This window comes from Ruegeria sp. D6 (assembly GCF_056534365.1).
Genome location: NZ_JBQFPH010000006.1, coordinates 58,788 through 83,342 on the forward strand (window position 1 = coordinate 58,788; position 24,555 = coordinate 83,342).

The following is a 24,555-nucleotide window of genomic DNA, read 5'->3' on the forward strand; positions in this document are numbered from 1 at the left end:
ATCAAGAAGGTCGGAGCAACGCCCTGTCATTCTTAATATGTCGTTGCAGCAAAGTATGGATTTGTCTTCCGCGTTTTGGAATCTGGCGGGCTGCGATTGGTTGATGGTCTGGCAAAGCTAACTCTGGGAAGAGCGCAACAATTTCGGCCAGCGCCTCGGGCTGTATTCCTTTCAAGGCTTGCTTGCCTGTGAATAGGCTTTCTGACGGCGCGCCTTCCGCCAGCACGATCTCATGCCGGTCGAACAGAATATGGAAATACACCACGCCCTGAGCTGTCTCGTCGACGGTTATGCCGGGTATGCCGACCAGCTTATGGGCTGGGACCAGAACCTCCTCGCTGTCGAACATGCGAACGGCGATACTCGAACGGATCAACATGCGATGCTGCGGCGAGACCAACAGATCACGTCGCGGCAGGTTGCTTCCCAGGCTGCCCGCTGCGATTCGGATCGGGCGCAGCTTGGGATTGAGCGCAAATTCAGACCTATCCAGAGCGCGCGCGCCGATCCAGCGAATTGGTTGTGGTCCATGATCCAAGGTGACAACCTTGTCACCAGCGGAAAGCGTTTCTATCGCGACATCACCATCAGGCGTCGCAATAAGCGTTCCGGCTGAGAAACAAGGAACATCAACGATGGAACCGGGGTCAGTCGTGTCCGGTGCGTTGCTCGGTGTAACGTTGACGACGCTCATCGAATACGTCACCCCGGGATCTAGGGGCTCAGAGGTTATGTAGCCAGCGTTGGTTCCTTCAACCTCGACAAGGTACACAGTGATTGTCCCACCGCCGGGATTCGTCAGAATGTAGGATTCTTCCAGATAGATGTCGCCGCTCAGAAACGTTGTCGAACCATCAAGGTTTGTTACCGTTCCGGTCTGTGTATCGTCGTCGCCATTTTCGTTGTTGAATCTGTCGCCGTTGAAAACATCCCCGGTATCGGGAACTGGCGGGCCAAACCCATTTCGAATGAAACCACCGGCCTCGTCCTCAACATTGAATACCCTTCGGTCCGTCGCAGGGTCATAGCTTGCGTCCAGGGTGATCGTATCAGGCCCAATTGTATTCACCGTAATGACGCCGGGTGCGTATCCGATGTATGAGTAGTTCGCCATTCTTTAACCACCACGCTTCAGGTGCCATCTAAGCACCTCTATTCACCAATAAATCGAGAACGCTCGCTTCAACTTTTCGAACGTCCGGAAACATGCTGTTCTAAGTACTATTTTTCAAGGCAATCTGAGGGCATTTTAGTGATACTGACGCAATTATGACCACAGGTGTCCAATTCCGCGCTTACTTTGGCATGCTTGACTTTCGTTAAGGCAGCCCTGCGACCCACCCGCCATTGTCATCAGACTAGCTAATCTGCGCAAAGGAGAGCGCAATGCGAGAAGTCATGACAAAGAGCATGGCTCGCAACATATTCTATGGCGGGTCACTGTTCTTCATCCTCATCTTCCTGGCCCTGTCGGCCCACTCGCACTGGTACATCGTCAACTCCGAGAATTCGGCGAAGCTTGATGACAGTGTGGTTCGGGGCAAACATGTCTGGGAAAAACATGCCTGCATCAACTGTCACACGATCCTGGGCGAGGGCGCCTACTACGCGCCGGAAGTCGGGAATGTGATGACCCGCTGGGGTGTGCTGGACGACCCGGAATCGGCCTTTGAAGCGCTCAAGGGCTGGATGGAGGCGCAACCGACCGGCATTCCCGGTCGTCGGCAGATGCCCAATTTCAACCTCAGCGACGAAGAGATCCGCGATCTGACCAACTTCTTGATCTGGACGGACAACATCGATGCGCAGGGCTGGCCGCCCAACGAGGCAGGCTGAGAAAGGGAACGGAGCAATGAAATACGAATCCCAAAAAATCGCCTACGCCTACTTCGCAGTAGCGATGGCCCTGTTCGCGGTACAGGTAATCGGCGGCCTGCTGGCCGGTTTCATCTATGTATTCCCGAACTTCCTGAGTGAGCTTCTGCCGTTCAATATCGTACGGATGCTGCACACCAACTCTCTGATCGTCTGGCTGCTGCTGGGCTTCTTCGGTGCGGCCTACTTCCTGATCCCCGAAGAGACCGAGCGCGAGATCCATTCGACCAAGCTGGCCTATCTGCAGTTGATTATTCTTGTGGTTGGCACACTGGGCGTGGTCGTGACCTATGTCTTCAACCTGTTCGAAGGCAACTGGCTGCTGGGCAAAGAGGGGCGCGAGTTCCTTGAACAACCCAAATGGGTCAAGGCGGGCATCGTCGTGGCCGCGCTGATGTTCCTTTACAACGTGTCACTGACCGTTCTGAAGGGCAAGAAGACGGCGATTTCGAGCATCCTTGTTCTGGGCCTCTGGGGTCTGGCGCTGCTGTTCCTGTTTGCTTTCTACAACCCGGGCAACCTGTCCTTGGACAAGCAATACTGGTGGTATGTCGTCCACCTATGGGTCGAAGGCGTATGGGAGCTGATTATGGCCTCGATCCTGGCCTACCTGATGCTGAAGCTAACGGGCGTTGACCGTGAGGTGGTCGAGAAATGGCTCTATGTCATCGTCGCCGCCGCGCTGTTCTCGGGCATCCTTGGGACAGGTCACCACTACTATTGGATCGGTACACCCGGCTATTGGCAGTGGATCGGTTCGATCTTCTCAAGCCTCGAGGTGATCCCGTTCTTCGCGATGATGGCCTTTGCCTTCGTCATGGTCTGGAAGGGCCGTCGTGACCACCCTAACAAGGCTGCTCTGCTGTGGTCACTGGGCTGTGCAACGCTTGCCTTCTTCGGTGCCGGTGTCTGGGGCTTCCTGCACACGCTGCACGGGGTGAACTACTATACCCATGGCACGCAGATCACCGCAGCCCACGGTCACCTGGCTTTCTACGGTGCTTATGTCTGCCTCAACCTGGCGATCTTCAGCTATGCGATGCCGATCCTGAAGAACCGTGATCCCTACAATCAGGTTCTGAACATGGGCTCGTTCTGGCTTATGACCAGCGGCATGGTCTTCATGACCTTCGTCCTGACCTTCGGTGGTACCGTGCAGACTCACATGCAACGTGTGGTCGGTGACTACTTCATGGACGTGCAGGACCAGATCGCGATCTTCTACTGGATGCGTCTTGGCTCTGGTGTGGTCGTGGTCCTTGGTGCGCTGCTGTTCATCTACTCGATCTGGGTGCCCCGGAAAGAGGTGATTGAACCCGGTGCCTCTGAAACCCCGGCGGAGTAATGGATATGGATGGCTCCATGAAACTGAATGAGGGGGCGGCGAACGCCCCCTTCTACCTCGCCCAAAGCGATGAATGCGATGTGTTCACCGCCGCCTACAACAACGACCTGCCGGTTTTGCTGAAAGGTCCAACAGGTTGCGGTAAGACCCGCTTTGTGGCCCATATGGCCGCCAAGCTTGGCCGCCCGCTTTACACCGTGGCCTGCCACGATGACCTCGCCGCCGCCGACCTGATCGGTCGCTACCTGTTGAAGGGCGGCGAAACCGTCTGGGTTGATGGCCCTCTGACTCGTGCGGTGCGCGAAGGCGCGATCTGCTACCTTGATGAGGTGGTCGAAGCCCGCAAGGACGTCACCGTTGTGCTGCACCCGCTGACCGATGACCGGCGCATCCTGCCGATCGACCGCACCGGTGAAGAGCTTGAGGCCGCGCCCGGCTTCATGCTGGTGGCCTCGTACAACCCCGGATACCAGAATATCCTGAAAACCCTGAAACCCTCGACCAGGCAGCGGTTCATCTCGCTGGAGTTCGACTTTCCTTCGCCCGAGATGGAGGCCGAAGTCGTCGCGCAAGAAAGCGGTCTGCCGCTTGAACGCTGTAAACCGCTGGTACGCCTTGCAGGTAAGTTGCGCGGGCTTAAGGGTCAGGACCTTGAGGAAGGCGTGTCCACCCGGCTGGTCGTTTATGCCGCGACGCTGATCGCACAGGGCATGTCCACCGACCGCGCCATCCTCGCCGCAATGATCGAACCTCTGACTGATGATGAGGATATCAAACGCGGGCTCCTCGATCTTGTCACGGCTGTCTTTGGGTGAGGCCGGCCGATGGTCAGGATCGATTTTGAGCCATGGGAACCCGAAGAAACGATCGGGAAACTGTGGCACACCCTTGCCAGTCGCCTTGATGCACCTGAAGTGCATGATGGAGCCGCGGTCGACCTCTCAGAGGTCGCAGGGCGGCTGGCAGTCCTCTTTCGAGGACTTGGGGGTAGTCCGGGCGTAGAATTGCGCCCGGTCTCGCCCGAGATTTCGCGCCACCGTCTGGGGTGGCGTCGTCGTCTGGCAATCGAGGCCGAGATGATGCCGCGTGCGTCTTTCGATGGCGAAGTTCTGCGTTTGCCGGATCGGCTGGCGGTGTTTCCCGCGCGTGAAGCCAACGGTGCGCTTTATGTCTGGCTGGCCGCCGCCGCTGCACATGCCGGAACTCGTATCGACGAAGACGACCCGTTGCGCGCCGACCTGCATGCGCTTGTCGCCGCCCGACAGATGGTCGAGGCGGCGTTGCACAACGCCCCCGGCCTGCGCCCGCTTTATACCGAGCTGTGCAAGGGCGTTCTGTATCAACGCGACATTTCCGGGCTGCCACCCGTCGAGGCAGCGGTTGAAGAACTGGTCCGCCACATGCTGGGCGACCCCGCGCCTTTGTCGCCAAAGGCTGAACATCTTCTAGCGTTGGATGACGACCTCACCGCCCCGCGCGGCTATCAGCATTTCCGGCCTGTCCCGCTGTGGCCCGAGTTGCGCCCGGTCGGGTTCTCCGAACATAACGAAGTGGAGAACCCCGAAACCGAAGGACCGCCCGAGGAATCCGGCGAAAAAACCCACCGTGCCCGCCGCCGCAAATCGGATCAGGCCAACCGCAGCGACAGTTTCATCCTGCACAAGTTCGAAGCGATCCTCAGTTGGGCTGAGTTCCTGAACATCAACCGGCGCATCGACGATGACGATCCTGATAACGCCAAGAAAGCCGCCGATGATCAGGAAGAGATTGGCTTGGGTCAGATCTCGAAGGCGCCGCCGACCAAACTGAAACTTCATCTGGACCTCGCTCCGGAGGACGTGAACCGCGAACGCCTGTCGGGACGGGTTTTGTATCCCGAATGGGACGTGCGCATCGGCCAATACTTGCCCGATCATGTCAACGTTCTGACCTCGGATGCCGAGATTCGCGAAGATGCCGCCGAGTTCGGCAAAGACCCCGCCACTGCCCGCCGCATCCGCGCCGTGAAACGCCAGTTCGAGGCGCTGCGCCCGGGCCGCGTGATGACGCGTGGTCATCTGGATGGTGACCAATTGGATATCGAGGCAGCCGTTCGGGCGCAGGTAGACCGTTGTGCCAATGGCGAAGGCACCGAACGCATTTGGATGCAATCGCGCCCCGAGGCGCGCGATCTGGCGGTGTCTATCCTGCTGGATGTCAGCCGCTCGACCGAAAGCGCCGTCACAGGCCGCGCCGTAATCGACATTGAACGCGAGGCTCTTGCGGCACTCGCCTGGGGTCTGAACGCCTGCGGCGACGATTTCGCCATCCACGCCTTCAGCTCGCTGAAACGCCAGCGGGTTTACGTGCAGCGCTGTAAACGCTTCGATGAGCCGATGGGTAGTTTGGTGGAACAGCGCATCGCCTCGCTGCGCCCCGGCCACTATACCCGCCTCGGCGCCGCAATACGCCATTGTTCCGCCGATCTGGCCAGCCAATCGCGCAAACGCCGGTTGCTATTGATCATCACTGACGGCAAACCCAACGACCTGGACCATTACGAGGGTCGCCACGGTATCGAAGACACCTGCATGGCCGTGCGCGAGGCGCGTAGGGCAGGGCAATCGGTCTTTGGCGTTACCATCGACAAAACCGGCAAAAGCTGGTTCCCGCGCATGTTCGGTCAAGGCGGCTTCGCCGTCATCCCCGACCCGCACCGGCTGATCATGGCCCTGCCTCAGATCTACCGCCAACTGGTTGGAGCATGAGCGACGCCTCTTTGATCGATGAGCTTCCGGGCGAGCTGCTGATGTGGGTTCTGATCATCTCGGAATTGCTGGTTTTCGGCGCGGGCCTGATTGCCTTCATGGGCGTGCGCCTGACCGACCCGACAGGATTTGCCGAGGCTCAATCGCACCTTTACCGGACAGGGGCGGCGCTCAACACGGTGGTGCTGGTCACCTCGGGCTATCTGGCGGCTCAGGCGCTGCAGTGGCGAAAAATCGCGCGCCGGGGCGTGGCTCGAATGGCCTTGATCACTGCCGCCGTGCTGGGTGTCGTGTTCTTGATCATCAAAGGTGCGGAATACGCGGGCAAAGCTGCACATGGGATCACCTATGAGACCCACCCATTTTTCCTGTTCTATTATCTGCTGACCGGGTTTCACGCCGCACATGTGTTGGCAGGGGTCGGTATCCTGCTGCTGGTCGCCTGGCGTGACGATCCACGCAACATTGAGGCAGGTGCGCAGTTCTGGCACATGGTCGATCTGGTCTGGATCCTGCTTTTCCCCGTGATCTACCTGTTGGGATAATACGGATGCCCGCAGCTTCATCTTTTCCCAAATACTCCCGCCGGAGGCTCCCGAATACGCTCACGCGCGCATGGCTCAGCCTTCTGGCGCTCAGCGTTGCATCTGCACTGCTGACTGTGCTGCCCATCCCGCCAGCCGTTCTGGCGGGGTGTATTCTGGTCCTCGCACTGGCGAAATGTCGCGTTATCCTGGCTTGTTATCTTGATCTCGTAAACAGCCCGGCCTGGCTGCGAGGTTTCACCATGGTGCTGACGGGCTTTGCCATCATTGTCTTTGCCCTCTACCTGATCTGACTCAAAAAAACGCCGCCTCCGGGGAGACGGCGAAGTTTTACGCTAGGGGGCGCTTCTTGGTTACTGGGCTGCCATCGGCATGCGCGCAATCTGACAGCGTTGCCAGAGTGTGGACAGCGCGCCAACCAGATGCTCGATATCCTCATCCGTATGTACCGGAGACGGCGTGATCCGCAGACGCTCGGTCCCTTTTGGTACGGTGGGATAATTGATCGGCTGAATGTAGATGCCGAACTCTTCCAGCAGCGTGTCCGAGATGAACTTGCACTTCACCGGATCGCCAACCATCACCGGGATGATGTGGCTGGGGTTAGGAATATGAGGAATTCCTTCCGCATCCAAACGGGCCCGAACCTGAGCTACACGGGCTTTCTGCAGGTCGCGTTCAGCATTCGATTGTTTCAAATGCCGGATCGAGGCCGCGGCCCCGGCCGCGATCGATGGTGGCAGGGCGGTGGTAAAAATAAACCCGCTGGCGAAGCTGCGCACGAAATCGCACAGCGCAGCCGAGGCAGCAATATACCCGCCCACCACACCGAACGCTTTACCAAGCGTGCCTTCGATCACCGTCAAGCGATCCATCAGACCTTCGCGTTCAGCGATACCACCGCCGCGTGGCCCATAGAGGCCAACGGCATGAACCTCATCCAGATAGGTCATCGCGCCGTATTTGTCGGCGAGATCGCAAATCTCTTTGATGGGGGCGATGTCACCATCCATCGAATAGACCGACTCGAACGCGATCATCTTCGGCGCATCGGGATCAGCTGCGGCCAGTTTGGCTTCAAGGTCATCCAAATCGTTGTGTTTCCAGATCACCTTCTGCGCCCGCGAGTGGCGGATGCCTTCGATCATCGAGGCATGGTTCAGTGCATCAGAGAATACGATCAGGCCGGGGATTTTCGCGGCGAGAGTGCCAAGGGCTGCCCAATTCGAAACATACCCGGAAGTAAACAGAAGCGCGGCTTCCTTTCCATGCAGATCGGCCAGTTCGGCCTCAAGCAGCACGTGGTCGTGAGTGGTGCCTGATATGTTTCGCGTGCCCCCGGCCCCCGCGCCACAGCGATCCAATGCGTCATGCATTGCATCGATAACAGATGGGTGCTGACCCATGCCAAGATAGTCATTCGAACACCAGATCCGCACATTTCGCTGGACAGATCCATCCGTCTGACGTGCGTTCGGGAAAGAACCACAGCGACGTTGCAAGTCTATGAAAACACGATAGTTCCCTTCATCCCGAAGGTCACTGAGGCTTTGACTGAAATAACGCTCGTAGTCCATGTTACGTGCTCCCCGGAATACTGGCTTTGAGCCGAGAATAGGGCAGCGAACCAAGCCGCAACATGACAATAGTCAAGTTTAGACAACATAAAACTATGGTGCACAACTGCCGGCTCTGGCATAGCGTGGAACAGGGATGGACCGACCGCGCCCATGCGCCGGCAGGAATTAACAGGGGTATTCTCTTGTCTCACGAAGCACAAAAAGCGATCGCACGTCAGTCGCTGCTGCTGCGCAGTTTACCGGAACAGCATGTGGAAACACTGCTGAGCCACGCGATCTGGCGCCAGTATGACCGTGGTGAGACAATATTCCTGCAGGAGGAAAAAGCGCAGGCCATCCACGTCGTGCTTGAGGGTTGGGTCAAGCTGTTCCGCATGACCCCCACCGGGGCCGAAGCCGTCGTGAGCGTCTTCAAACGTGGTGACAGCTTTGGTGAGGCCGTAGCTCTGCGTAACGTTCCCTATCCTGTATCCGCCGAGGCCGTATCGGCCTGTGATGTCATGCATATCCCCAGTCCGATCCTGATCTCTTTGATGAGAGAGGACCCTGAGATCGGTATTTCTATTCTGGCCGCGACCTTTACCCATCTTCACTCGTTGGTGGCGCAGCTAGAGCAACTCAAGGCTCAGACCGGAGCGCAACGCGTGGCCGAGTTTTTGTTGAATCTCTGCGACAGCGACAAAGGCGGATGCGAGGTTTTGCTGCCCTACGACAAGATGCTCATCGCAGGCCGTCTGGGGATGAAGCCGGAAAGCCTGAGCCGGGCGTTTTCGCGGCTCAAGGCGGTGGGTGTGAAGATCAACCGCAACCACGCCGAAATCTCGGATATCGCGCTTTTGCGGGACTATGCGGAAAGCGATCCGGCGGAAAACTGGGGGCGGTGACCCCGGAATTGCCGCCGGGCCCGACCAACCACTTCAGACGGTTGCGCCCTTGCGGCGAATGGCGGTGCCCAGACTTCCGGCGCAGAGACCAACGATAATTGCGATCAGCAGCGCTATCGTTCCAACGTGGGAAATCTGCCAACCGGCAAAGAGCAGAGGCGCGATTAGGCCAACCAATCCACCCATCAGTGCACCCAACCAGTATTGGCGCGTCATCATTCCCAGTGCCAGACCCAGAATGCCGGGCAGACCCAGTACGTTACCGCCGATGGTTCCAAGTATCTCTAACATCTCAGTCCCCACCTTGTTCCGAGCTTTTGTTCAGGAACGCGCGGATGTCGTCCCCTGATGCTGCAGCGTGTTCCTGCAGAACCTCACCATCTACCTCTTTCGCAATCTTCTCATACGTTTCCAAATAGTTGGGTGGGAGACTGTGTGCGATGCCCTGGTGGCAATCGATGCAGGTCATGCCGGTGTCGATTGCGCGCTGGTGTTCGCTGGCTGCGCGGGTTTCCTGAAGGGTGAAGTCCATATAGTCAAAGTTGTGGCAGTTGCGGCATTCCCGGCTGTCGGATTCCTTCATCTTCTTCCATACGGCCGACGCCATGGAAAGACGATGGTCCTCATACTTCTCTTTCGTGCTGATGGTGCCTGCCAGTTCGTGGTAGACGTCCTTCACGGCCATGATCTTGGCCTTGATCTTGTGGTTCCACTCGTCCGGAACGTGGCAATCGGAACAGATGGCCCGCACGCCGGAATCGTTATTGTAATGGACCGTTTCCCGATATTCGCCCAGATTGGTTTCCATCGTGTGGCAGGATACGCAGAACTCTTCCGTGTTGGTCAATTCCAGTGCCCAGTGGAACCCACCCCAGAACAGGATGCCTGCCAGAAACCCGGCCAGTAGTGTAAAGCCGACACTGAGGACGGCGATCGGGCTCCAGAACCAGGTCCAGAGGCGCCGGATGAGTCCTTGTTTTTCTTGGGAGTCGGACATGTCGCGCTCTCCTTTTCGACCTGTGTTCAATTTCCGGAGGAAGGTTCAAAAGTGTTATCGACCAGAGGCAGCGCATCGGCCTGTGGTACGTGGCACTGATTGCAGAAATACCGTGTGCCGGCGATCTGATCCAACTCTCGCCCTTCGCGGTCCAGATAGTGAGTCATCGACAACGTCGGAGCGTTGCGTTCACCAGCCTTGGTCCAGTCATGGCAGGAGAGGCACTGATTGGTACGCAGGTCGATCTGGTACTGTTCGATCGAATGTGGGATCAGCGGCGGCTGCTGGCGATAATTGCGCTGCATACGGCCTTCGACTGTCCGATGCACCTGATCCAGGACGGCGGGTTCATCGACTTCGGCACCGCGTAGGCTGTTAACTCCGGCAGACTGCGCGAGGGCCAGGCCACCGAGGAGCAGCGGCGGGATCAGGGCAAGGCCCACTAGGATCGGCTTTTTCATCTTCTCACTCCTTCAAAAAGGTCTTGAGGCGCGCGGCTGGGGCGCGGCGGTTGATTCCGGTGGCGCGACGGTCAGGGCGTCGAACCGATGGGTGAATTTGAAAACGTCTTCAGCGCAGACATCGATGCAGCGACCGCAATTGGTGCAGTCGGGCGACAGGATCAGCGGGTTGTCTTTGCCTTTCAGCGCCGGAGAGATCACATGGTTTTCCGGGCAAACCGCGTAGCAGTCCATGCAATCGTCACAGGCGTTGCGATTGGCGGCGCTGACCCGCAGCATCGCCTTGCTGCCCACCAGTCCGTAGAATGCGCCTACGGGGCAGACATGGCCGCACCATCCATGGCGCGAGACAAGCAAGTCAAACAGGAAGATCGCGGCGACCATCGCCCAGACGAAGCCCATGCCAAAGATCAGTCCGCGATGCAGCATGGTGATCGGGTTGACCAGTTCCCATGCAATTGCGCCGGTCAGGCCGGACACGACCAGCACGGTGGCCATGATCCACAGCCGCGTTCCGCGTTTGGGCTGCCAGCCTTTTTGCAGGCCCAGCTTGCGGTGCAGCCAGTGCGCGCCGTCGGTTACAGGGTTGATCGGGCAGACCCACGAGCAATAGACGCGGCCTCCGACCAACGCGTAGGTCGCCAGAACGATGACGGCACCAATGGCGGCGGTCAGCTCGGGCCAGTGCCCTGCGATCAGACTTTGCAGAAAGACAAACGGATCGGTCAGGGGCAGTACGCCTAGGGTCAGCGACCCGGCCAGAGTGCCCTGCACGATCCAGAGGCCGAACCACGGGCCCAACAGGAACAGTACCAGGAAGAACACTTGGCTGGCGCGGCGCAGCAGCAGGTATTTATGGGCACTCAGCCAACCTTTGGCGGCGATAGCTTCATGCCCCAGCGGCATGTTTGTGCGGACGGTCATTGAGTGACCTCCGGCAATTTGAAGCTGGGCTCAAACCCGCCCGGTGCGACAAGGTTATCGGTGCCCGGCCCCGGCAGGCGATCAGGCAAATCGATGATACCTTCGACGACGGGCGCGCCTTTGGCTTCTTTCTCTTCCCAGCCCTTGCGGTAGTGATCGGCGCTTCTGCCCCGAGCCAATCGGGCGGGAAGAACTTTGATCGCCGCTTCGGGCAGAACGCAGCTTTTCTCGCAAACGCCGCAGCCGGTGCAATGATCGGCGTGAACGGTTGGAATGAAGATTGCATGACTGCCCGAGCGGGCGTTGTGTTCGGTCTCCAGCGTAATGGCCTCGTCGATGACGGGGCAGACGCGGTAACAGACATCGCAGCGCAGGCCGAAGAAGTTCAGGCAGTTTTCCTGATCGACCAGAACGGCGACACCCATCTTGGCGTCGTCGATATTGTCCAGTCCGGGATCCAGCGCCCCGGTCGGGCAGGCAGCGACGCAGGGGATGTCGTCACACATTTCGCAAGGGATATCACGGGCGGTGAAATACGGCGTGCCGGTGGCCACCGCATCGACACCCAGCTCGGCCAGTTTCAGCGTGTCATAGGGACATTCCCGCACGCACAAACCGCAGCGAATGCAGGCTGATAGAAAGTCTTTTTCCGGCAAGGCACCGGGAGGTCGCAATGCTTCGGCCGGCAACGCCCGTGCGTCCCGCGCCAGCCAGGCCAGCAAGGACCCTGCTGCGACGCAGCCACCCGCTGCGCGCGCCGAGTCCTGCAGGAACCGGCGCCGCTGCGGCGAAAGGGGTGTGCCAACACGAGACATGGGGACGACCTTTGCCTTGCCAGCCTTTTACGCGCGCTCGACCTTACAGGCGCATTTCTTGAAGTCGGTCTCTTTCGACAGCGGGCAGGTTGCGTCTAGCGTCAGCTTGTTGGTTAGCTGGCCTTCGTCGAACCACGGCATGAACACCAGACCACGCGGTACTTTGTTCCGGCCTCGGGTTTCGACACGGCTGTTGACCTCGCCGCGGCGGGTAGACAGAACGATCTCCTGTCCGCGCCGCAGACCACGCTCGCGCGCATCATCCGGGTGCATGTAGACAACGGCGGCGGGATAGGAGCGGTGCAATTCGGGCACGCGGCGGGTCATCGAACCTGAATGCCAATGTTCCAGCACACGCCCGGTGCAGAGCCACAGGTTGAATTCCTCATCCGGTACCTCGGGGGCGGGTTCGTATGGCGCGAAGATGATCTTGGCCTTGCCGTCCTTATGGCCATAGAATTTCACGTCTTCGCCTTCAGGCACATACGGATCATAGCCTTCTCGGAAGCGGTACAGTGTTTCCTTACCATCCACGACTGGCCAGCGCAGGCCACGCGCCTGGTGGTAGGTTTCGAATGGGGCCAGATCGTGCGCGTGGCCGCGCCCAAACTCGGCATATTCCTCGAACAGGCCCTTTTGCACGTAGTAGCCAAAGTGCTCGGACTCGTCGTTGTCGAATCCTTCTGCGGTCTCTGACAGCGGGAACTTGTCGATCGTGCCATTGGCGAACAGCACGTCATACATGGTCTTACCACGATGTTCTGGCATGGTGGCCAGCAGTTCCTCGCCCCAAACCTCTTCAACGGTGAAGCGTTTGGAGAACTCCATCAACTGCCACAGATCGGATTTCGCTTCGCCCGGAGCTTTGACCTGTTGCCGCCAGAATTGGGTGCGACGCTCGGCGTTGCCATAGGCGCCTTCCTTCTCGACCCACATGGCGGTAGGCAGGATCAGGTCAGCCGACAGGGCTGTTACAGTAGGATAGGGATCGGAGACGGCAATGAAGTTCTCCGGGTTGCGATAGCCGGGATAGCCTTCTTCGTTGATATTGGGCGCGGCCTGCATGTTGTTGGTGCACTGCACCCAATAGGCATTCAGATCGCCGTCCTTCAGCTTGCGGTGCTGCAAAACGGCGTGGAACCCGGGTTTGGGTGGGATGGTGCCCGCAGGAATTTTCCACGCGGTCTCGCAAATCTCGCGGTGCTTGTCGTTTGCCACAACCATATCAGCCGGCAGACGGTGAGCGAAGGTTCCGACCTCACGTGCCGTACCACAGGCCGAAGGTTGACCGGTCAGCGAGAAGGGCGAGTTTCCGGGTTCGGAAATCTTACCCACCAGCAGATGCACATTGTACATCAGCGAGTTCACCCACGATCCGCGAGTGTGCTGGTTGAAGCCCATGGTCCACAGACTCATCACTTTGCGGTTGGGGTCGGCATATTGCTGGGCCAGACGCTCAAGCTGAGCGGCAGGAACACCTGAGAGTTCCGATGTGTATTCCAGCGTGTATTCCGATACCGCTTCGGCATATTCTTCGAAGCTGATCGGCTCCATCTTGCCAGAGTTTGGATTCTCTGCCTCTTCCTGCAGCGGGTTGTTATCGCGCAGTCCATAGCCAATATCGGTGGCGGTCTTGGTGATGTTGACGTGTTTGTTGACGAACTCTTCGTTCACCGCGCCGTTCTGGATAATGTAGTTGGCGATATAGTTCAGGATCGCCAGATCGGTCTGCGGCGCAAAGACCATTCCATTGTCGGCCAACTCGAACGAGCGGTGTTCATAGGTCGACAGTACATGCACTTCGGATCCTGGTTTGGTCAGACGTGTGTCGGTCAGGCGTGACCACAGAATCGGGTGCATCTCGGCCATGTTCGAGCCCCAGAGCACGAATGTGTCTGCGTGCTCGAAATCGTCATAGCAGCCCATTGGTTCATCAATGCCGAAAGTGCGCATGAAGCCGACAACCGCCGAGGCCATACAGTGGCGCGCGTTCGGGTCGATGTTGTTGGACCGGAAACCAGCCTTCATCAGTTTGGCAGCGGCGTAGCCTTCCCAAACGGTCCACTGGCCCGAACCGAACATGCCGACACTGGTCGGGCCTTTCTTGGCAAGGGCCTCTTTCCACTTGGCAGCCATGACGTCGAAGGCTTCGTCCCAGCTGACGGGTTCGAACTCACCATTCTTGTCATATTCGCCGTTGGTTTTGCGCAGCATCGGCGTGGTCAGGCGGTCTTTGCCGTACATGATCTTGGACAGGAAATAGCCCTTGATACAGTTCAGACCGCGGTTCACCGGCGCATCCGGGTCGCCTTGCGTGGCGACCACGCGCCCGTCTTTGGTGCCAACCAGAACCGAGCATCCGGTGCCGCAGAACCGGCAGGCGGCTTTGTCCCAACGGATATCAGGGTTGCCGACCTGAGCGCTGGCTTGTCCGGTCGCAAGGGGAAGTCCTGCGGCTGATGCTGTCGCAGCGGCGGCGGTTGATTTCAAAAAGGTCCGGCGGGATTCAGAGATGGTCATGACATGGGTCTCCGGCTTTAGATCTGGCGAGAAGCGTTAAGGTGCGGACGGGTCTCCGCGAGGTCTTCGAAATGGTGGTAGGTCAGGGTCAGAGAGATCACACCCGGGATCTGGTGCAGATCCATGATCGTCTCGGACGCCATTTTTTCCGGCGTATCCTCGACCACAACAACAATGCGGCCATCCTCGGATGCCGCGTGAACTTCTGCCCCGTTTGTACCTGCAATCGCGGCCTGTGCACTCTGCGTGGTTTCGGGGGCTACATGGACGAGGCATCCACAGATATTCATAAGGCTACCTCCTGAGTGGGCGGGGTGTGGCGTTCAAAGCTGACAGAACCGGCAGGACAGGCGCTGGCACAAGCGCCACAGCCGGTGCAAATATCGGTGTCGAGTTGGGGTTCTGCACGACCACCGGTTTGCAGCCGAAAGCGGATCGCATTGTGGTCGCAGACATCCTGACAAACCCGACAGCTGACACCATTCATCGACAGGCAAGAGGCCGACACCGCAGCGCGCCAAGGCCAATCAGCCACGTGTTCAGGATTCAGCGCCCCGGTCGGGCAAGCATTGGCGCAATCACCGCAAAATGTGCATGGGCCCGCGTCCAATTGCACAACAGGCCAGCCTTGCGCGTCGAAACGGATGATATCTTCAGGGCAGGCCTCGCGGCATTCGTCGCATTGAGTGCAAAGCTCAAGAAACTCGGTCACCGCACCCGGTGGGTGGATGGCTGATGTATTCTCGCGCAGCATTTTCCCTTTCAGGAATGCGCGTCGGCTGGCTAGCTTGTTCATTCGCTCGCGACCTTTGAGTGATCGACAGGGGTTGGCCTGCCTGACTCGGGTGTTAGCGTAGCACAGCGTGTAAGGAATTGACCTAGATCATTTTTGAACTGCTTATTTTTTCAGCATCCATGGGCGGCAACACCCGAATATCAGGCGCGTTTCTCACCGATTGTAGCAACGCCAAGAACCGAGAGAACCTTTGCCTCGATCTGTTCTGCGTTCATTCCTGCGACGGCGTACATATCCGCCGGGCTCGCCTGATCGATGAAGATATCCGGCAGCACCATCGAGCGATACTTCAACCCTTCGTCAAACACGCCCTCATCCGCAAGCAATTGCGCAACATGGCTGCCAAAGCCGCCGATGGCACCTTCCTCGATGGTGATCAGTGCCTCGTGATTGGCAGCCAGATCAAGGATCAGGTCCCGATCCAGCGGTTTGGCAAAGCGTGCATCGGCGATGGTGGGCTTGATCCCGCGCGCCGATAGCGCCTCTGCTGCTTTCTGCACTTCGGCCAGCCGCGTACCGAAAGACAGCAGCGCCACCCGGGCACCTTTCTGGATCAACCGGCCCTTGCCGATCTCCAATACTTCTCCGCGCTCGGGCAGATCAACGCCCGCTCCTTCGCCGCGAGGATACCGGAAAGCGATCGGGCCATCGTCATGTGCCACCGCAGTGGCGACCATGTGCATCAATTCGGCCTCATCTGCGGCCGCCATGACAACCATACCCGGAAGGTTGGCCATGTAAGCAATATCAAACGACCCCGCATGGGTCGCACCGTCTGCCCCAACCAGACCCGCACGGTCGATGGCAAATCGCACCGGCAGGCGTTGGATCGCCACATCATGCACAACCTGATCGTAACCACGCTGCAGGAAGGTTGAATACATCGCACAGAAAGGCTTCATCCCCCCGGCGGCCAACGCAGCCGAGAAGGTCACGCCATGCTGTTCGGCAATCGCTACGTCGAAACAGCGCGACGGATAGCGCTCGGCAAACAGGTTCAGCCCGGTCCCGTCCGGCATCGCGGCTGTAACCGCGACGATCTTGTCATCCCGCGCTGCTTCATCGACCAGTGTCTTGCCAAAGACCGAGGTATAGGAAGGCGCGTTGGAGGGCGCCTTTTTCTGCTCGCCCGTCACCACGTCGAACTTGGCGGTCGCGTGGCCCTTGTCGCGGGCCTGTTCGGCGGGGGCATACCCCTTGCCTTTCTTGGTCAGCACATGGATCAGGATCGGTCCGCTTGCCTTCGCCTTGACCGCACGCAGAACCGGCAGCAACTGGTCCAGATCATGCCCGTCGATGGGGCCGAGATAGGAAAAGCCGAGCTCTTCAAATAGCGTCCCGCCCATGGCCATGCCCTTCAGCATATCCTTGGCGCGCTTTGCCCCTTCGCGGAAGGGTTCCGGCAGCAACGACACTGCACCTTTGGCAGCAGCTTTCAGATCGTGAAACGGTTCTTCGGCATAAATGCGCGATAGATAATTCGATAGGGCACCCACCGGCGGTGCAATGCTCATCTCATTGTCATTGAGAATTACGATCAAGCGTTTCTTCAGATGGCCTGCATTATTCATCGCCTCAAAGGCCATGCCGGCGGACATAGAGCCATCGCCGATCACAGCGATCGCATCGCCCAGCCCTTCAGGCGTAACGCCGCCCAGATCACGCGCGACAGCAAAGCCTAGCGCGGCACTGATCGAGGTACTGGAATGTGCAGCGCCAAATGGATCATAGGCGCTTTCACTGCGCTTGGTGAATCCGCTTAGGCCGTCTTTTGTGCGCAGGGTGCGAATTCGGTCCCGGCGTTCTGTCAGAATCTTGTGCGGATAACACTGGTGACCTACGTCCCAGATGATCTTGTCTCGTGGCGTGTCGAATACCGCGTGCAGCGCCGTGGTCAGCTCGACGACACCCAGACCCGCGCCCAGATGCCCTCCGGTCACCGAAACTGCTGAAATCGTCTCGGCCCGCAACTCATGTGCGACCTGATGCAACTGCGCATCTGAAAACTGCTTCAGATCCGCTGGGCGGCTCACAAGGTCCAACAAGGGCGTATTCGGGCGGTCAGACATTTGGCGTTCCTGGCTTAGCTGTCCCGGGCAATAACGAAGCGGGCAGCCTGCTTCAAGGTTTCTGCAGCGGAGCCATGTTCGTCCAGCGCAGCACAAGCCTGATCCACAAGCTCAATTGCACGGGATCTGGCGGCGTCCAAACCCAGTAGCGAGACAAAGGTCGCCTTGCCCGCCTCAGCGTCTTTCTGCAGCCGCTTTCCGGCCTTTTCGGCATCTCCTTCGACATCCAAAATGTCATCCGCGATCTGAAAGGCAAGCCCAAGCGCCTGGGCATATTGGCGCAAGGGGGTGGGATCGGCCTGCGCCAATCGCGCACCCGTACAGGCGGACCATTCGATCAACGCACCGGTCTTGCCCGCTTGCAGATGTGTAATCTCATCCAGTGTCAGCGGCTCCGCCGCCGTCTCAGCGGCGATATCCAGCGCCTGACCCAGAACCATACCCTGTGCGCCGCTCGCTTTTGCCAGCGTTAGAGCCAGTTCAGCGCGTATTTCAGCGTTTCCAACCTCTGGTCGAGCGCAAAGCTCAAACGCAAGTGTCTGCAGCGCATCCCCGGCCAGAACGGCGGTGCCCTCATCCCATTTCACGTGCACCGTCGGGCGTCCACGCCTCAGGTCGTCATCATCCATGCAAGGCAGGTCGTCATGGACCAGAGAGTATGCATGCAGCGCTTCGATACCCGTCGCTGGCCAGATTGCCCGAGCTGTACCGACGCCAAGCAGCCGCGCGCTTTCCAGTACCAGAAACCCTCGCAGACGTTTGCCGCCTTGCGTGGCATAGGTCATCGCGCGGGTCACATCCAGTTCATCCAGCGCGCTCAGAACCAGATCGAAATGGCTCTGAATCAGCGCGGCATCCTGTGCCAGCTTTTCACGAAACATTTACTGACCTTCGACAGGCGTCGTCCCGGTTGGCTGGCCACCTGCGTCCAGAGTGATCGCGGCCACTTTTTCCTCGGCACGCTTCAGCTCATCCTCGCAGCGCTTCTTCAATGCGGCGCCACGTTCGTACAGCGCAATCGATTGATCCAGCGCCACATCACCACGTTCCAACTGGCCAACCACGGCCTCAAGCTCTTTCATCGCTTGTTCGAACGTCATCTGTTCAACTGGGGTATCGGTCATCGTGCTGCCTTTATCAGTTCTTCCACATGGGCGCGTGTCGCCTCGGCCAATGCGTTCAGATCATAACCGCCTTCCAGAGTCGAGACGATACGGCCATCACACACTTCATCGGCAATCTTGCACAGCTCCGCCGTGATCCAGGCGAAATCGCCCGTGGACCAATTGAGATTGGCCAACGGATCATCCTGATGCGCATCAAACCCAGCGGAGATAATGATCAGTTCCGGCCTGAACGCCCGCAGACGCGGAAAGGCTTGCGCCTCATAGGCTGCCCGCATCTCGGCCCCACCCGTGCCCGGAGCCAATGGTATGTTCAAAACAGTCTCATAAGCACCGGTCTCATCCGGGCGGCCCGAGCCGGGCCACAAGGGCATCTGCTGGCTGGTAATCACCAAAGCGCGTTTCTCATCCCACAGCAGGTCTTGCGTGCCGTTGCCATGATGCACGTCGAAATCCACCACTGCCACGCGGTTCAACCCGTGATGATCCAACGCGTGCTTTGCAGCCAGCGCGGCATTACCAAACAGGCAGAACCCCATGGCCGTCTCGGTCTCGGCATGATGCCCCGGAGGCCGAATAGCGCAAAACGCGTTCGGCGCTTCGCCGGTCAGTACCAAATCAACGGCCCGCACCACCGCGCCCGCCGCACGATAGGCCGCATCAACAGATCCCGGAGACATGAACGTATCCCCATCAATCTGCTTGAACCCATCCGGGGGCCTATGGTCGAGAATATCGCTGATATGGTTCTGCGGATGCACCCTTAGCAGATCATCATCCGCCGCCAACGGCGCCGTCACACGCTGAAGATCCAGCCTCTCAAGCCCATGCAGGATATGCTCCAACCGCGCAACCCGTTCCGGATGTCCCTCAGGTGTCACATGGTTCAAACAATCTGCATGGGTCAATAGGGCGGTTTTCATCAGGATCCCATCTTCATCTGGCTAATAATACCTTCGCCGAAGGCTTAAAATCGTCGCGCAGCGGTAAAATCAATCCGGTGCCAACATATACCCTGCACCCCGTACGGTCTGCAGATACCGGGGTTGCTTCGGATCTTGCTCAAGCTTCCGACGCAAGCGGGTGATCTGTACGTCCACAGCGCGCTCCTGTGCCTGACCTTTGTCACGCCCCAGATCTTCGACCAGCTTGGCTCGGCTGATCGGTTCGCCGGGTTGAGCCGAGAATATTTTCATCAACTGGCTTTCGGTCGCGGTTAGGCGCACCGGGTCTTCGCCCTGCCACATCTCACCGCGTTCGATATCATAGCGAATGGGCCCAAGATGTAGAATCTTCGCCGCCGTGTCCTGTGCAGGTGTCTCTGGCATCCGACGCAGAATGGCGTTGATCCTCAGCAGCAACTCTTTCGGCTCGAATGGCTTGGCCAGATAGTCATCCGCACCCGCCTCAAGCCCGGCAATCCGATGCTCGGTCTCGCCCTTGGCCGTCAAAAGCAGGATCGGGGTGGAATGGGTGTCGCGCAGGGATCGGGTCAGGCTAACGCCGTCTTCGCCGGGCATCATCACATCCAGTACAATCAAGTCGAAATCGAGCCCCGACAAAACCCGCCGTGCGTGCGCTGCATCCCGCGCCGCGGTTACAAGAAAACCGCTGCGCATCAGGAATTTCTTGAGCAAATCACGAATACGCTCGTCATCGTCGACGATCAGAAGATGGGCGTCCATTTCGCTCATGAAGTCGTATCCCGCAGTTTCGTATATGCACGACGCATATCAGCATCCATCATCGCTTCAAGCACTTTGCGAAACCCGGCCACCGCTTCGGGGCCCGCATCTTTGTAGGCCGCACGCATCCGGGCGCGCTGGGCGTCAGATAGTTTGGCCTCGAGTGCCTTTCCCTTATCCGTCAAAAATAGGTGGCGTTCGCGTTTGTCCACTGTTCCGACCCGGCTTTCGACCAACCCATCTTCAATCAGGCTGCGCAAGACGCGATTCAGCGATTGCTTCGTGACACCCAATATGGCCAGCAGATTGTTCACCGTCGTTCCCGGCGCTCGGTTGATAAAGTGGATGGCCCGGTGATGCGCCCGGCCATAGGCCAATTCAGTCAGGATGCGATCAGGATCAGCGGTAAAGCCGCGATAGGCAAAAAACATGGCCTCGATGCCCTGCCTCAGTTGTTCATCTGTCAGAAACAACAGGCTCTCTCCGCCAAAGACCGGGGCGGGACGGATGTCGGTCATGTTGGGCCTCATTCGCAATATAACCTGACTTTATGTCAGCCTTATTGACATTCCAAGAGCGCACAGGTATCGAATCGCAGTTTTTGCGCAACATTGTGTCCGATACGGACCTAAACGGCGCAACATTCGGAAATATCGACCGGTTCAGGAGGTTTCGCATGGCTGGATATGACGATCGCGACGGTGTCATCTGGATGGATGGCGAATTGGTGCCCTGGCGTGAGGCCAATGTGCACATCCTGTCCCACGCGATGCATTATGCGTCTTCGGTGTTCGAGGGTGAGCGCGCTTACAACGGCAAGATCTTCAAAAGCCGCGAACATTCCGAACGCCTGATCGCGTCGGCAGAGGCGCTGGATATGCCGATGCCATACTCGGTCGATGAGATCGAGGCCGCCAAGGAAGAAGCGCTCAAAGCCAGTGGTCTTCAAGATGCGTATGTACGTGCGCTGGTCTGGCGCGGTTCGGGCGAGGATATGGGTGTGGCGTCCGCCAAGAACCCGGTTCGGATGGCCATCGCTGTTTGGCCTTGGGGTGCCTATTACGGTGACGCTAAGATGCAAGGCGCCAAGTTGGACATCGCCGAGTGGAAACGACCAAGCCCGGAAACCATTCCAGTCCATGCCAAGGCAGCAGGTCTTTACATGATCTGCACCATTTCCAAACACAAAGCTGAGGCCAAAGGCTGCTCGGACGCTTTGTTCATGGATTATAATGGCAACGTCGCCGAGGCGACGGGGGCAAATGTCTTCTTCGTTAAGGATGGCGAAGTGCACACCCCGCTGGCCGATTGCTTCCTCAACGGCATCACTCGTCAGACGGTGATCCAGATGCTGAAAGACAAGGGCATCACTGTTCATGAACGTCGGATCCGTCCCGAGGAGATGGCCGATTTCGAGCAATGCTGGCTGACTGGCACTGCAGCCGAGGTTACACCTGTCGGGCAGATCGGCGATTATACCTTCGAGGTTGGCGATCTGACCCGCGAAATCGCCGAAGATTATGAGAAATTGGTCCGCGCGTAAGTTAACACCGTATTGAACCCCCGCTCAGGCGGGGGTTTTGATTGCAGATCATGCAAATATGCATGCAGATTGTTCGAAGGTATGGACGCTGCCGGGCCAAGCCGTATCGTTGGCTCATGTTAGATCTTCTCAGCGATATCCTTACACGCCTTTCTCTGCGTGGCACATTTTATTTCCGCACATCCTTTACTCCGCCGTTTGGGATACAGGTGCCGGGCTTCGAGAACGTGGCCCGGTTTCACTTTGTGCAACGCGGTGAATTGAAGGTGCACCTGCCAACAACCGGCGAGACCTTGCGGTTGCGGCAGGGTGATCTGATTCTTATTCCCCACGGTGCGCCGCATGCGCTGCTGTGTAATGAAGTCAAACCCTATGATGCCTTGCCCCTTGAGCGGGTGTTAGAGCTGTCAGGCTACAAAGGCGATGGTGTCCTGGTCTATGGCGGTGAGGAAGACGAGCGCGATACGCAACTGATTTGCGGACATTTCTCATTCACCGGGCCAGCCGGGCGAAACGGAACCGGTCATATGCTGATCGACCGGTTGCCACCTTTTATACTGATCGAGAATTACGGTGAAGAAGCGGGTGCCTGGATCGAGGCGACATTGCGTATGATCGGATCTGAAGTGTCCGGTGCTCGTATCGGCGGTGACCTGATCGCGCTGAAACTGTCCGAAGTGCTGTTTGCGCAAGCGATCCGGGCATACCTTGAACATCAAAGTCCTCATGATGCCGCACTTGCCGGATTTGCCGATCCGCGCATCTCGCGGGCGCTGACAGCATTTCACCAGTCTCCGGCGCAGGAGTGGAGCGTTGCGATGCTCGCGCGAGAAGCAGCAATGTCACGCACTGCATTTGCGCAGCTTTTCTCACAAAAGATGGGGACTACCCCGATGCAGTACCTGACGGACTGGCGGATGCAGATCGCGTGCCATGGGTTGACCGAAAATCGCTGGAACGTTGCGGATGCTGCAGCAGAAGTGGGATACGCGTCCGAGGCTGCGTTTTCACGCGTGTTCAAGAAGCAGGTCGGACTGTCGCCCGCCGCGTACCGTGCGATGCACTAATCGTACTGATCAATTGAACGATCTGCAATAAATGCAAAACGAACTGGGATGTTGCGTTCAATCGCGCGCCCCTAATCTTTGATCATCACTGATTGAAGAAAGGAAGTTCACATGTCCCTGCGTTTTGTCACCCGCTCTGTCCATGCCTATCTTGACTACCCGGTTGCGATTGCGCTGATGGTTTTGCCTTTTGTACTGGGGTTGGGCCAGTCCAACCCGCTGGCACTCTGGCTGTCCGTTGTGACCGGCATTGCCGCATTCGTACTGACCGTTCTGACAGACCATCACCTTGGGATTTGGCGGGTTCTGCCATACAAGTTTCACTTGGCTGTTGATCTGCTTGTCGGCGTCACGTTCCTTTTGGCACCCAGCCTGTTTGGGTTTTCTGGGCTTGATGCGTTGTTCTACTGGGTGAACGGGGCCGCAGTCGTTGTGGTGATCTCGCTCAGCGCGCCCGAACAGAGCGCTATTGCTTGAAGTGAGTCAGAACCGTAGCGATCAGCTGGGCCATGCGGGCATCCGGATGGCCCTTTTTTGTTTTAGACACTAATAAGGCCAAATTTGCCCAATAGGTCGCCCCTTTTGCATCAGATTTTCAGGCTTGAATTTTCCGACAAAAACCATCAGATATAACGCAACGCCAGATGACACCATCAAGCAACTGGTTCCGGGGCGATCTGTGGGCTCAGCAAAAGCAGATGTGAAAGCCCGCCATCGCCCCGGGAACGACCAAAGGAGCCCGCGATTGCGTGATCGATTTGAAGAACTGATGGCCGACCCCTGCTGTGCATCGTGTGATTGCGACGCGCTAACCTCAGAAGTCGCGGCCTATCTCGATCACAAGACCTGCAACGCCGAGCGCTGCCGGGCGCTCGAAGAACGCTCAGCCGCAACGATGTACGCAGTCAGGCGCGATTCGACGCGCGCGCTGAATGAGGGTGGTGCGCGGGCCTAGAAATCCACACCACGTTGGGCTTTGATGCCGGCTTGGAACGGGTGTTTTTCTTCGGTCATCTCGGTTACCAGATCCGCATAGTCCCTGAGGGCTTGAGGGGCATCCCGGCCAGTCAGGAACACGCTGGTTTTGTCTGATCGGGTCTGAAGCCCCTCAATAACAGTGTCTACTGAAAGGTATTCGTAGCGCAGGGCGATATTGATCTCGTCGAGAACAACCAGATCGTAGTCGCCGCTTTTCATCAGATCACAGGCCTTGTTGAAGGCCGAAGTCGCAGCCGCGATGTCGCGCTCGCGGTCTTGTGTATCCCAGGTAAACCCTTCGCCCATCGTGTGCCAGGTGACCAGGTCGCGTTCCTCAAAGAACCTGCGCTCACCGGTTTTCCACTTGCCCTTGATGAACTGAACCACAGCCACTTTCTGGCCCCAGCCCAATGCCCGGATCACCACGCCAAACGCAGCCGAGGATTTTCCCTTGCCCTTACCTGTATTGATCAGCACCAGTCCCCGGCCGGGATCGACCGCTTCCGAGACTTTCTTGCGGTGCTTGGCTTGCACCTCTTGCATCTTTTCTTTGTGGTTCTGTGCGTCGCTCATCGGGAAACCTCATAGGTGTATCGCGAC

28 protein-coding genes are annotated in these 24,555 nt (G+C 58.1%); 11 read left to right on the top strand and 17 right to left on the bottom strand.

Annotation, left to right across the window (positions count from 1 at the left end; translation table 11 throughout):
* Position 1: 1 nt before the first annotated feature.
* Entirely contained in the window at positions 2-1,114 is a 1,113-nt protein-coding gene (locus ACR0A1_RS18110; protein WP_480754806.1) for a Hint domain-containing protein, read from the bottom strand.
* Positions 1,115-1,386: 272 nt separating this feature from the next.
* Between ACR0A1_RS18110 and ACR0A1_RS18115 the strand changes: the two genes are divergently transcribed.
* From ACR0A1_RS18115 to ACR0A1_RS18140, 6 genes are read left to right on the top strand one after another with little or no spacing between them, the layout of a single operon-like run.
* Positions 1,387-1,836 carry a c-type cytochrome gene (locus ACR0A1_RS18115; protein ID WP_170398152.1) on the top strand — a complete coding sequence of 150 codons (450 nt, stop codon included), beginning with the start codon at positions 1,387-1,389 and terminating at the stop codon, positions 1,834-1,836.
* A 16-nt stretch (positions 1,837-1,852) separates the two neighbouring features.
* Positions 1,853-3,220 carry a cbb3-type cytochrome c oxidase subunit I gene (locus ACR0A1_RS18120; RefSeq protein WP_170398155.1) on the top strand — a complete coding sequence of 456 codons (1,368 nt, stop codon included), beginning with the start codon at positions 1,853-1,855 and terminating at the stop codon, positions 3,218-3,220.
* 5 nt (positions 3,221-3,225) lie between these two features.
* A complete protein-coding gene (locus ACR0A1_RS18125) occupies positions 3,226-4,035 on the top strand; it encodes a CbbQ/NirQ/NorQ/GpvN family protein (RefSeq protein WP_170398158.1) in 810 nt (269 codons plus the stop codon).
* A 9-nt stretch (positions 4,036-4,044) separates the two neighbouring features.
* Positions 4,045-5,967: a nitric oxide reductase activation protein NorD gene (locus ACR0A1_RS18130; RefSeq protein ID WP_480868677.1), complete on the top strand. Its 1,923-nt coding sequence runs from the start codon at positions 4,045-4,047 to the stop codon at positions 5,965-5,967.
* Positions 5,964-6,512 carry a cytochrome c oxidase subunit 3 gene (locus ACR0A1_RS18135; RefSeq protein WP_480868679.1) on the top strand — a complete coding sequence of 183 codons (549 nt, stop codon included), beginning with the start codon at positions 5,964-5,966 and terminating at the stop codon, positions 6,510-6,512. Before ACR0A1_RS18130 ends, ACR0A1_RS18135 begins: the two co-directional genes overlap by 4 nt.
* Positions 6,513-6,517: 5 nt before the next feature.
* Positions 6,518-6,805, top strand: coding sequence for a cytochrome C oxidase subunit IV family protein (locus ACR0A1_RS18140; protein WP_480459885.1), 288 nt, complete (start codon positions 6,518-6,520; stop codon positions 6,803-6,805).
* 60 nt (positions 6,806-6,865) lie between these two features.
* Here ACR0A1_RS18140 and hemA read toward each other — a convergent pair whose 3' ends face one another.
* A complete protein-coding gene (gene hemA, locus ACR0A1_RS18145; RefSeq protein ID WP_170425552.1) occupies positions 6,866-8,089 on the bottom strand; it encodes a 5-aminolevulinate synthase in 1,224 nt (407 codons plus the stop codon).
* Positions 8,090-8,274: 185 nt separating this feature from the next.
* On the opposite strand from hemA, the gene ACR0A1_RS18150 reads away from it, so the two are divergent.
* A complete protein-coding gene (locus tag ACR0A1_RS18150) occupies positions 8,275-8,976 on the top strand; it encodes a Crp/Fnr family transcriptional regulator (protein ID WP_170398170.1) in 702 nt (233 codons plus the stop codon).
* 33 nt (positions 8,977-9,009) lie between these two features.
* Here the strand turns inward: ACR0A1_RS18150 and ACR0A1_RS18155 are convergent, their stop codons facing one another.
* From ACR0A1_RS18155 to ACR0A1_RS18220, 14 genes are all read right to left on the bottom strand, one after another.
* On the bottom strand, positions 9,010-9,267 hold the full coding sequence (locus tag ACR0A1_RS18155) for a hypothetical protein (RefSeq protein WP_170408114.1): 258 nt from the start codon (positions 9,265-9,267) through the stop codon (positions 9,010-9,012).
* A gap of 1 nt (position 9,268) precedes the next feature.
* Positions 9,269-9,973: a NapC/NirT family cytochrome c gene (locus ACR0A1_RS18160; RefSeq protein ID WP_170398176.1), complete on the bottom strand. Its 705-nt coding sequence runs from the start codon at positions 9,971-9,973 to the stop codon at positions 9,269-9,271.
* A gap of 26 nt (positions 9,974-9,999) precedes the next feature.
* A complete protein-coding gene (locus ACR0A1_RS18165) occupies positions 10,000-10,434 on the bottom strand; it encodes a nitrate reductase cytochrome c-type subunit (protein ID WP_170398181.1) in 435 nt (144 codons plus the stop codon).
* 12 nt (positions 10,435-10,446) lie between these two features.
* Positions 10,447-11,358, bottom strand: a complete 912-nt coding sequence (gene napH / locus ACR0A1_RS18170) for a quinol dehydrogenase ferredoxin subunit NapH (protein WP_480754795.1) — start codon at positions 11,356-11,358, stop codon at positions 10,447-10,449.
* A complete protein-coding gene (napG, locus tag ACR0A1_RS18175; protein ID WP_480868682.1) occupies positions 11,355-12,173 on the bottom strand; it encodes a ferredoxin-type protein NapG in 819 nt (272 codons plus the stop codon). Before napG ends, napH begins: the two co-directional genes overlap by 4 nt.
* A 27-nt stretch (positions 12,174-12,200) precedes the next feature.
* The gene (napA, locus tag ACR0A1_RS18180) at positions 12,201-14,693 is read right to left on the bottom strand and encodes a nitrate reductase catalytic subunit NapA (protein ID WP_170636638.1); all 2,493 of its coding nucleotides are present in this window, start codon (positions 14,691-14,693) and stop codon (positions 12,201-12,203) included.
* Between the two features lie 17 nt (positions 14,694-14,710).
* Positions 14,711-14,983, bottom strand: a complete 273-nt coding sequence (locus ACR0A1_RS18185; RefSeq protein WP_480868684.1) for a chaperone NapD — start codon at positions 14,981-14,983, stop codon at positions 14,711-14,713.
* Positions 14,980-15,489 carry a ferredoxin-type protein NapF gene (gene napF, locus ACR0A1_RS18190; RefSeq protein ID WP_480868686.1) on the bottom strand — a complete coding sequence of 170 codons (510 nt, stop codon included), beginning with the start codon at positions 15,487-15,489 and terminating at the stop codon, positions 14,980-14,982. The genes ACR0A1_RS18185 and napF overlap by 4 nt, the downstream gene beginning before the upstream one ends.
* Before the next feature lie 140 nt (positions 15,490-15,629).
* Positions 15,630-17,558 (bottom strand): 1-deoxy-D-xylulose-5-phosphate synthase, encoded by a 1,929-nt coding sequence (dxs, locus tag ACR0A1_RS18195; protein ID WP_170819095.1) that lies wholly within the window; start codon positions 17,556-17,558, stop codon positions 15,630-15,632.
* A 14-nt stretch (positions 17,559-17,572) separates the two neighbouring features.
* Complete coding sequence (locus tag ACR0A1_RS18200; protein ID WP_480868688.1) at positions 17,573-18,439, bottom strand: polyprenyl synthetase family protein; 867 nt, start codon at positions 18,437-18,439, stop codon at positions 17,573-17,575.
* Complete coding sequence (locus ACR0A1_RS18205) at positions 18,440-18,682, bottom strand: exodeoxyribonuclease VII small subunit (RefSeq protein ID WP_170613140.1); 243 nt, start codon at positions 18,680-18,682, stop codon at positions 18,440-18,442. It abuts the gene before it with no gap.
* Positions 18,679-19,605 (bottom strand): histone deacetylase family protein, encoded by a 927-nt coding sequence (locus ACR0A1_RS18210; RefSeq protein ID WP_480868690.1) that lies wholly within the window; start codon positions 19,603-19,605, stop codon positions 18,679-18,681. Before ACR0A1_RS18210 ends, ACR0A1_RS18205 begins: the two co-directional genes overlap by 4 nt.
* A 69-nt stretch (positions 19,606-19,674) precedes the next feature.
* Entirely contained in the window at positions 19,675-20,376 is a 702-nt protein-coding gene (locus tag ACR0A1_RS18215; protein ID WP_170513633.1) for a response regulator, read from the bottom strand.
* Positions 20,373-20,885, bottom strand: coding sequence for a MarR family winged helix-turn-helix transcriptional regulator (locus tag ACR0A1_RS18220; RefSeq protein WP_170398209.1), 513 nt, complete (start codon positions 20,883-20,885; stop codon positions 20,373-20,375). The genes ACR0A1_RS18215 and ACR0A1_RS18220 overlap by 4 nt, the downstream gene beginning before the upstream one ends.
* Positions 20,886-21,043: 158 nt before the next feature.
* Here ACR0A1_RS18220 and ACR0A1_RS18225 point away from each other — a divergent pair, with 158 nt between their 5' ends.
* From ACR0A1_RS18225 to ACR0A1_RS18240, 4 genes are all read left to right on the top strand, one after another.
* Positions 21,044-21,910, top strand: coding sequence for a branched-chain amino acid aminotransferase (locus tag ACR0A1_RS18225; RefSeq protein ID WP_170398212.1), 867 nt, complete (start codon positions 21,044-21,046; stop codon positions 21,908-21,910).
* 116 nt (positions 21,911-22,026) lie between these two features.
* Positions 22,027-22,977 (top strand): AraC family transcriptional regulator, encoded by a 951-nt coding sequence (locus ACR0A1_RS18230; RefSeq protein WP_170408132.1) that lies wholly within the window; start codon positions 22,027-22,029, stop codon positions 22,975-22,977.
* Positions 22,978-23,088: 111 nt separating this feature from the next.
* Positions 23,089-23,454 (top strand): SPW repeat domain-containing protein, encoded by a 366-nt coding sequence (locus ACR0A1_RS18235; RefSeq protein WP_170408134.1) that lies wholly within the window; start codon positions 23,089-23,091, stop codon positions 23,452-23,454.
* A 268-nt stretch (positions 23,455-23,722) separates the two neighbouring features.
* Positions 23,723-23,932 (top strand): hypothetical protein, encoded by a 210-nt coding sequence (locus ACR0A1_RS18240; RefSeq protein WP_480868692.1) that lies wholly within the window; start codon positions 23,723-23,725, stop codon positions 23,930-23,932.
* Here ACR0A1_RS18240 and cobO read toward each other — a convergent pair.
* The gene (cobO, locus tag ACR0A1_RS18245; RefSeq protein WP_170398223.1) at positions 23,929-24,528 is read right to left on the bottom strand and encodes a cob(I)yrinic acid a,c-diamide adenosyltransferase; all 600 of its coding nucleotides are present in this window, start codon (positions 24,526-24,528) and stop codon (positions 23,929-23,931) included. The two genes, ACR0A1_RS18240 and cobO, sit on opposite strands and share 4 nt — an antisense overlap.
* Positions 24,529-24,555 lie beyond the last annotated feature (27 nt).

Bases quoted from the DNA above. Each gene is read 5' to 3' on its own strand.
- ACR0A1_RS18225 (WP_170398212.1), top strand. From the start codon at position 21,044: ATGGCTGGATATGACGATCGCGACGGTGTCATCTGGATGGATGGCGAA.
- ACR0A1_RS18230 (WP_170408132.1), top strand. From the start codon at position 22,027: ATGTTAGATCTTCTCAGCGATATCCTTACACGCCTTTCTCTGCGTGGC.
- ACR0A1_RS18155 (WP_170408114.1), bottom strand. From the start codon at position 9,267: ATGTTAGAGATACTTGGAACCATCGGCGGTAACGTACTGGGTCTGCCC.
- ACR0A1_RS18140 (WP_480459885.1), top strand. From the start codon at position 6,518: ATGCCCGCAGCTTCATCTTTTCCCAAATACTCCCGCCGGAGGCTCCCG.
- ACR0A1_RS18115 (WP_170398152.1), top strand. From the start codon at position 1,387: ATGCGAGAAGTCATGACAAAGAGCATGGCTCGCAACATATTCTATGGC.
- napH (WP_480754795.1), bottom strand. From the start codon at position 11,358: ATGACCGTCCGCACAAACATGCCGCTGGGGCATGAAGCTATCGCCGCC.
- napA (WP_170636638.1), bottom strand. From the start codon at position 14,693: ATGACCATCTCTGAATCCCGCCGGACCTTTTTGAAATCAACCGCCGCC.
- ACR0A1_RS18210 (WP_480868690.1), bottom strand. From the start codon at position 19,605: ATGAAAACCGCCCTATTGACCCATGCAGATTGTTTGAACCATGTGACA.
- ACR0A1_RS18220 (WP_170398209.1), bottom strand. From the start codon at position 20,885: ATGACCGACATCCGTCCCGCCCCGGTCTTTGGCGGAGAGAGCCTGTTG.
- ACR0A1_RS18165 (WP_170398181.1), bottom strand. From the start codon at position 10,434: ATGAAAAAGCCGATCCTAGTGGGCCTTGCCCTGATCCCGCCGCTGCTC.
- dxs (WP_170819095.1), bottom strand. From the start codon at position 17,558: ATGTCTGACCGCCCGAATACGCCCTTGTTGGACCTTGTGAGCCGCCCA.
- ACR0A1_RS18185 (WP_480868684.1), bottom strand. From the start codon at position 14,983: ATGAATATCTGTGGATGCCTCGTCCATGTAGCCCCCGAAACCACGCAG.
- ACR0A1_RS18125 (WP_170398158.1), top strand. From the start codon at position 3,226: ATGGATGGCTCCATGAAACTGAATGAGGGGGCGGCGAACGCCCCCTTC.
- ACR0A1_RS18110 (WP_480754806.1), bottom strand. From the start codon at position 1,114: ATGGCGAACTACTCATACATCGGATACGCACCCGGCGTCATTACGGTG.
- cobO (WP_170398223.1), bottom strand. From the start codon at position 24,528: ATGAGCGACGCACAGAACCACAAAGAAAAGATGCAAGAGGTGCAAGCC.
- ACR0A1_RS18235 (WP_170408134.1), top strand. From the start codon at position 23,089: ATGTCCCTGCGTTTTGTCACCCGCTCTGTCCATGCCTATCTTGACTAC.
- ACR0A1_RS18205 (WP_170613140.1), bottom strand. From the start codon at position 18,682: ATGACCGATACCCCAGTTGAACAGATGACGTTCGAACAAGCGATGAAA.
- ACR0A1_RS18160 (WP_170398176.1), bottom strand. From the start codon at position 9,973: ATGTCCGACTCCCAAGAAAAACAAGGACTCATCCGGCGCCTCTGGACC.
- napF (WP_480868686.1), bottom strand. From the start codon at position 15,489: ATGAACAAGCTAGCCAGCCGACGCGCATTCCTGAAAGGGAAAATGCTG.
- ACR0A1_RS18200 (WP_480868688.1), bottom strand. From the start codon at position 18,439: ATGTTTCGTGAAAAGCTGGCACAGGATGCCGCGCTGATTCAGAGCCAT.
- hemA (WP_170425552.1), bottom strand. From the start codon at position 8,089: ATGGACTACGAGCGTTATTTCAGTCAAAGCCTCAGTGACCTTCGGGAT.
- ACR0A1_RS18130 (WP_480868677.1), top strand. From the start codon at position 4,045: ATGGTCAGGATCGATTTTGAGCCATGGGAACCCGAAGAAACGATCGGG.
- ACR0A1_RS18135 (WP_480868679.1), top strand. From the start codon at position 5,964: ATGAGCGACGCCTCTTTGATCGATGAGCTTCCGGGCGAGCTGCTGATG.
- ACR0A1_RS18120 (WP_170398155.1), top strand. From the start codon at position 1,853: ATGAAATACGAATCCCAAAAAATCGCCTACGCCTACTTCGCAGTAGCG.
- ACR0A1_RS18215 (WP_170513633.1), bottom strand. From the start codon at position 20,376: ATGAGCGAAATGGACGCCCATCTTCTGATCGTCGACGATGACGAGCGT.
- napG (WP_480868682.1), bottom strand. From the start codon at position 12,173: ATGTCTCGTGTTGGCACACCCCTTTCGCCGCAGCGGCGCCGGTTCCTG.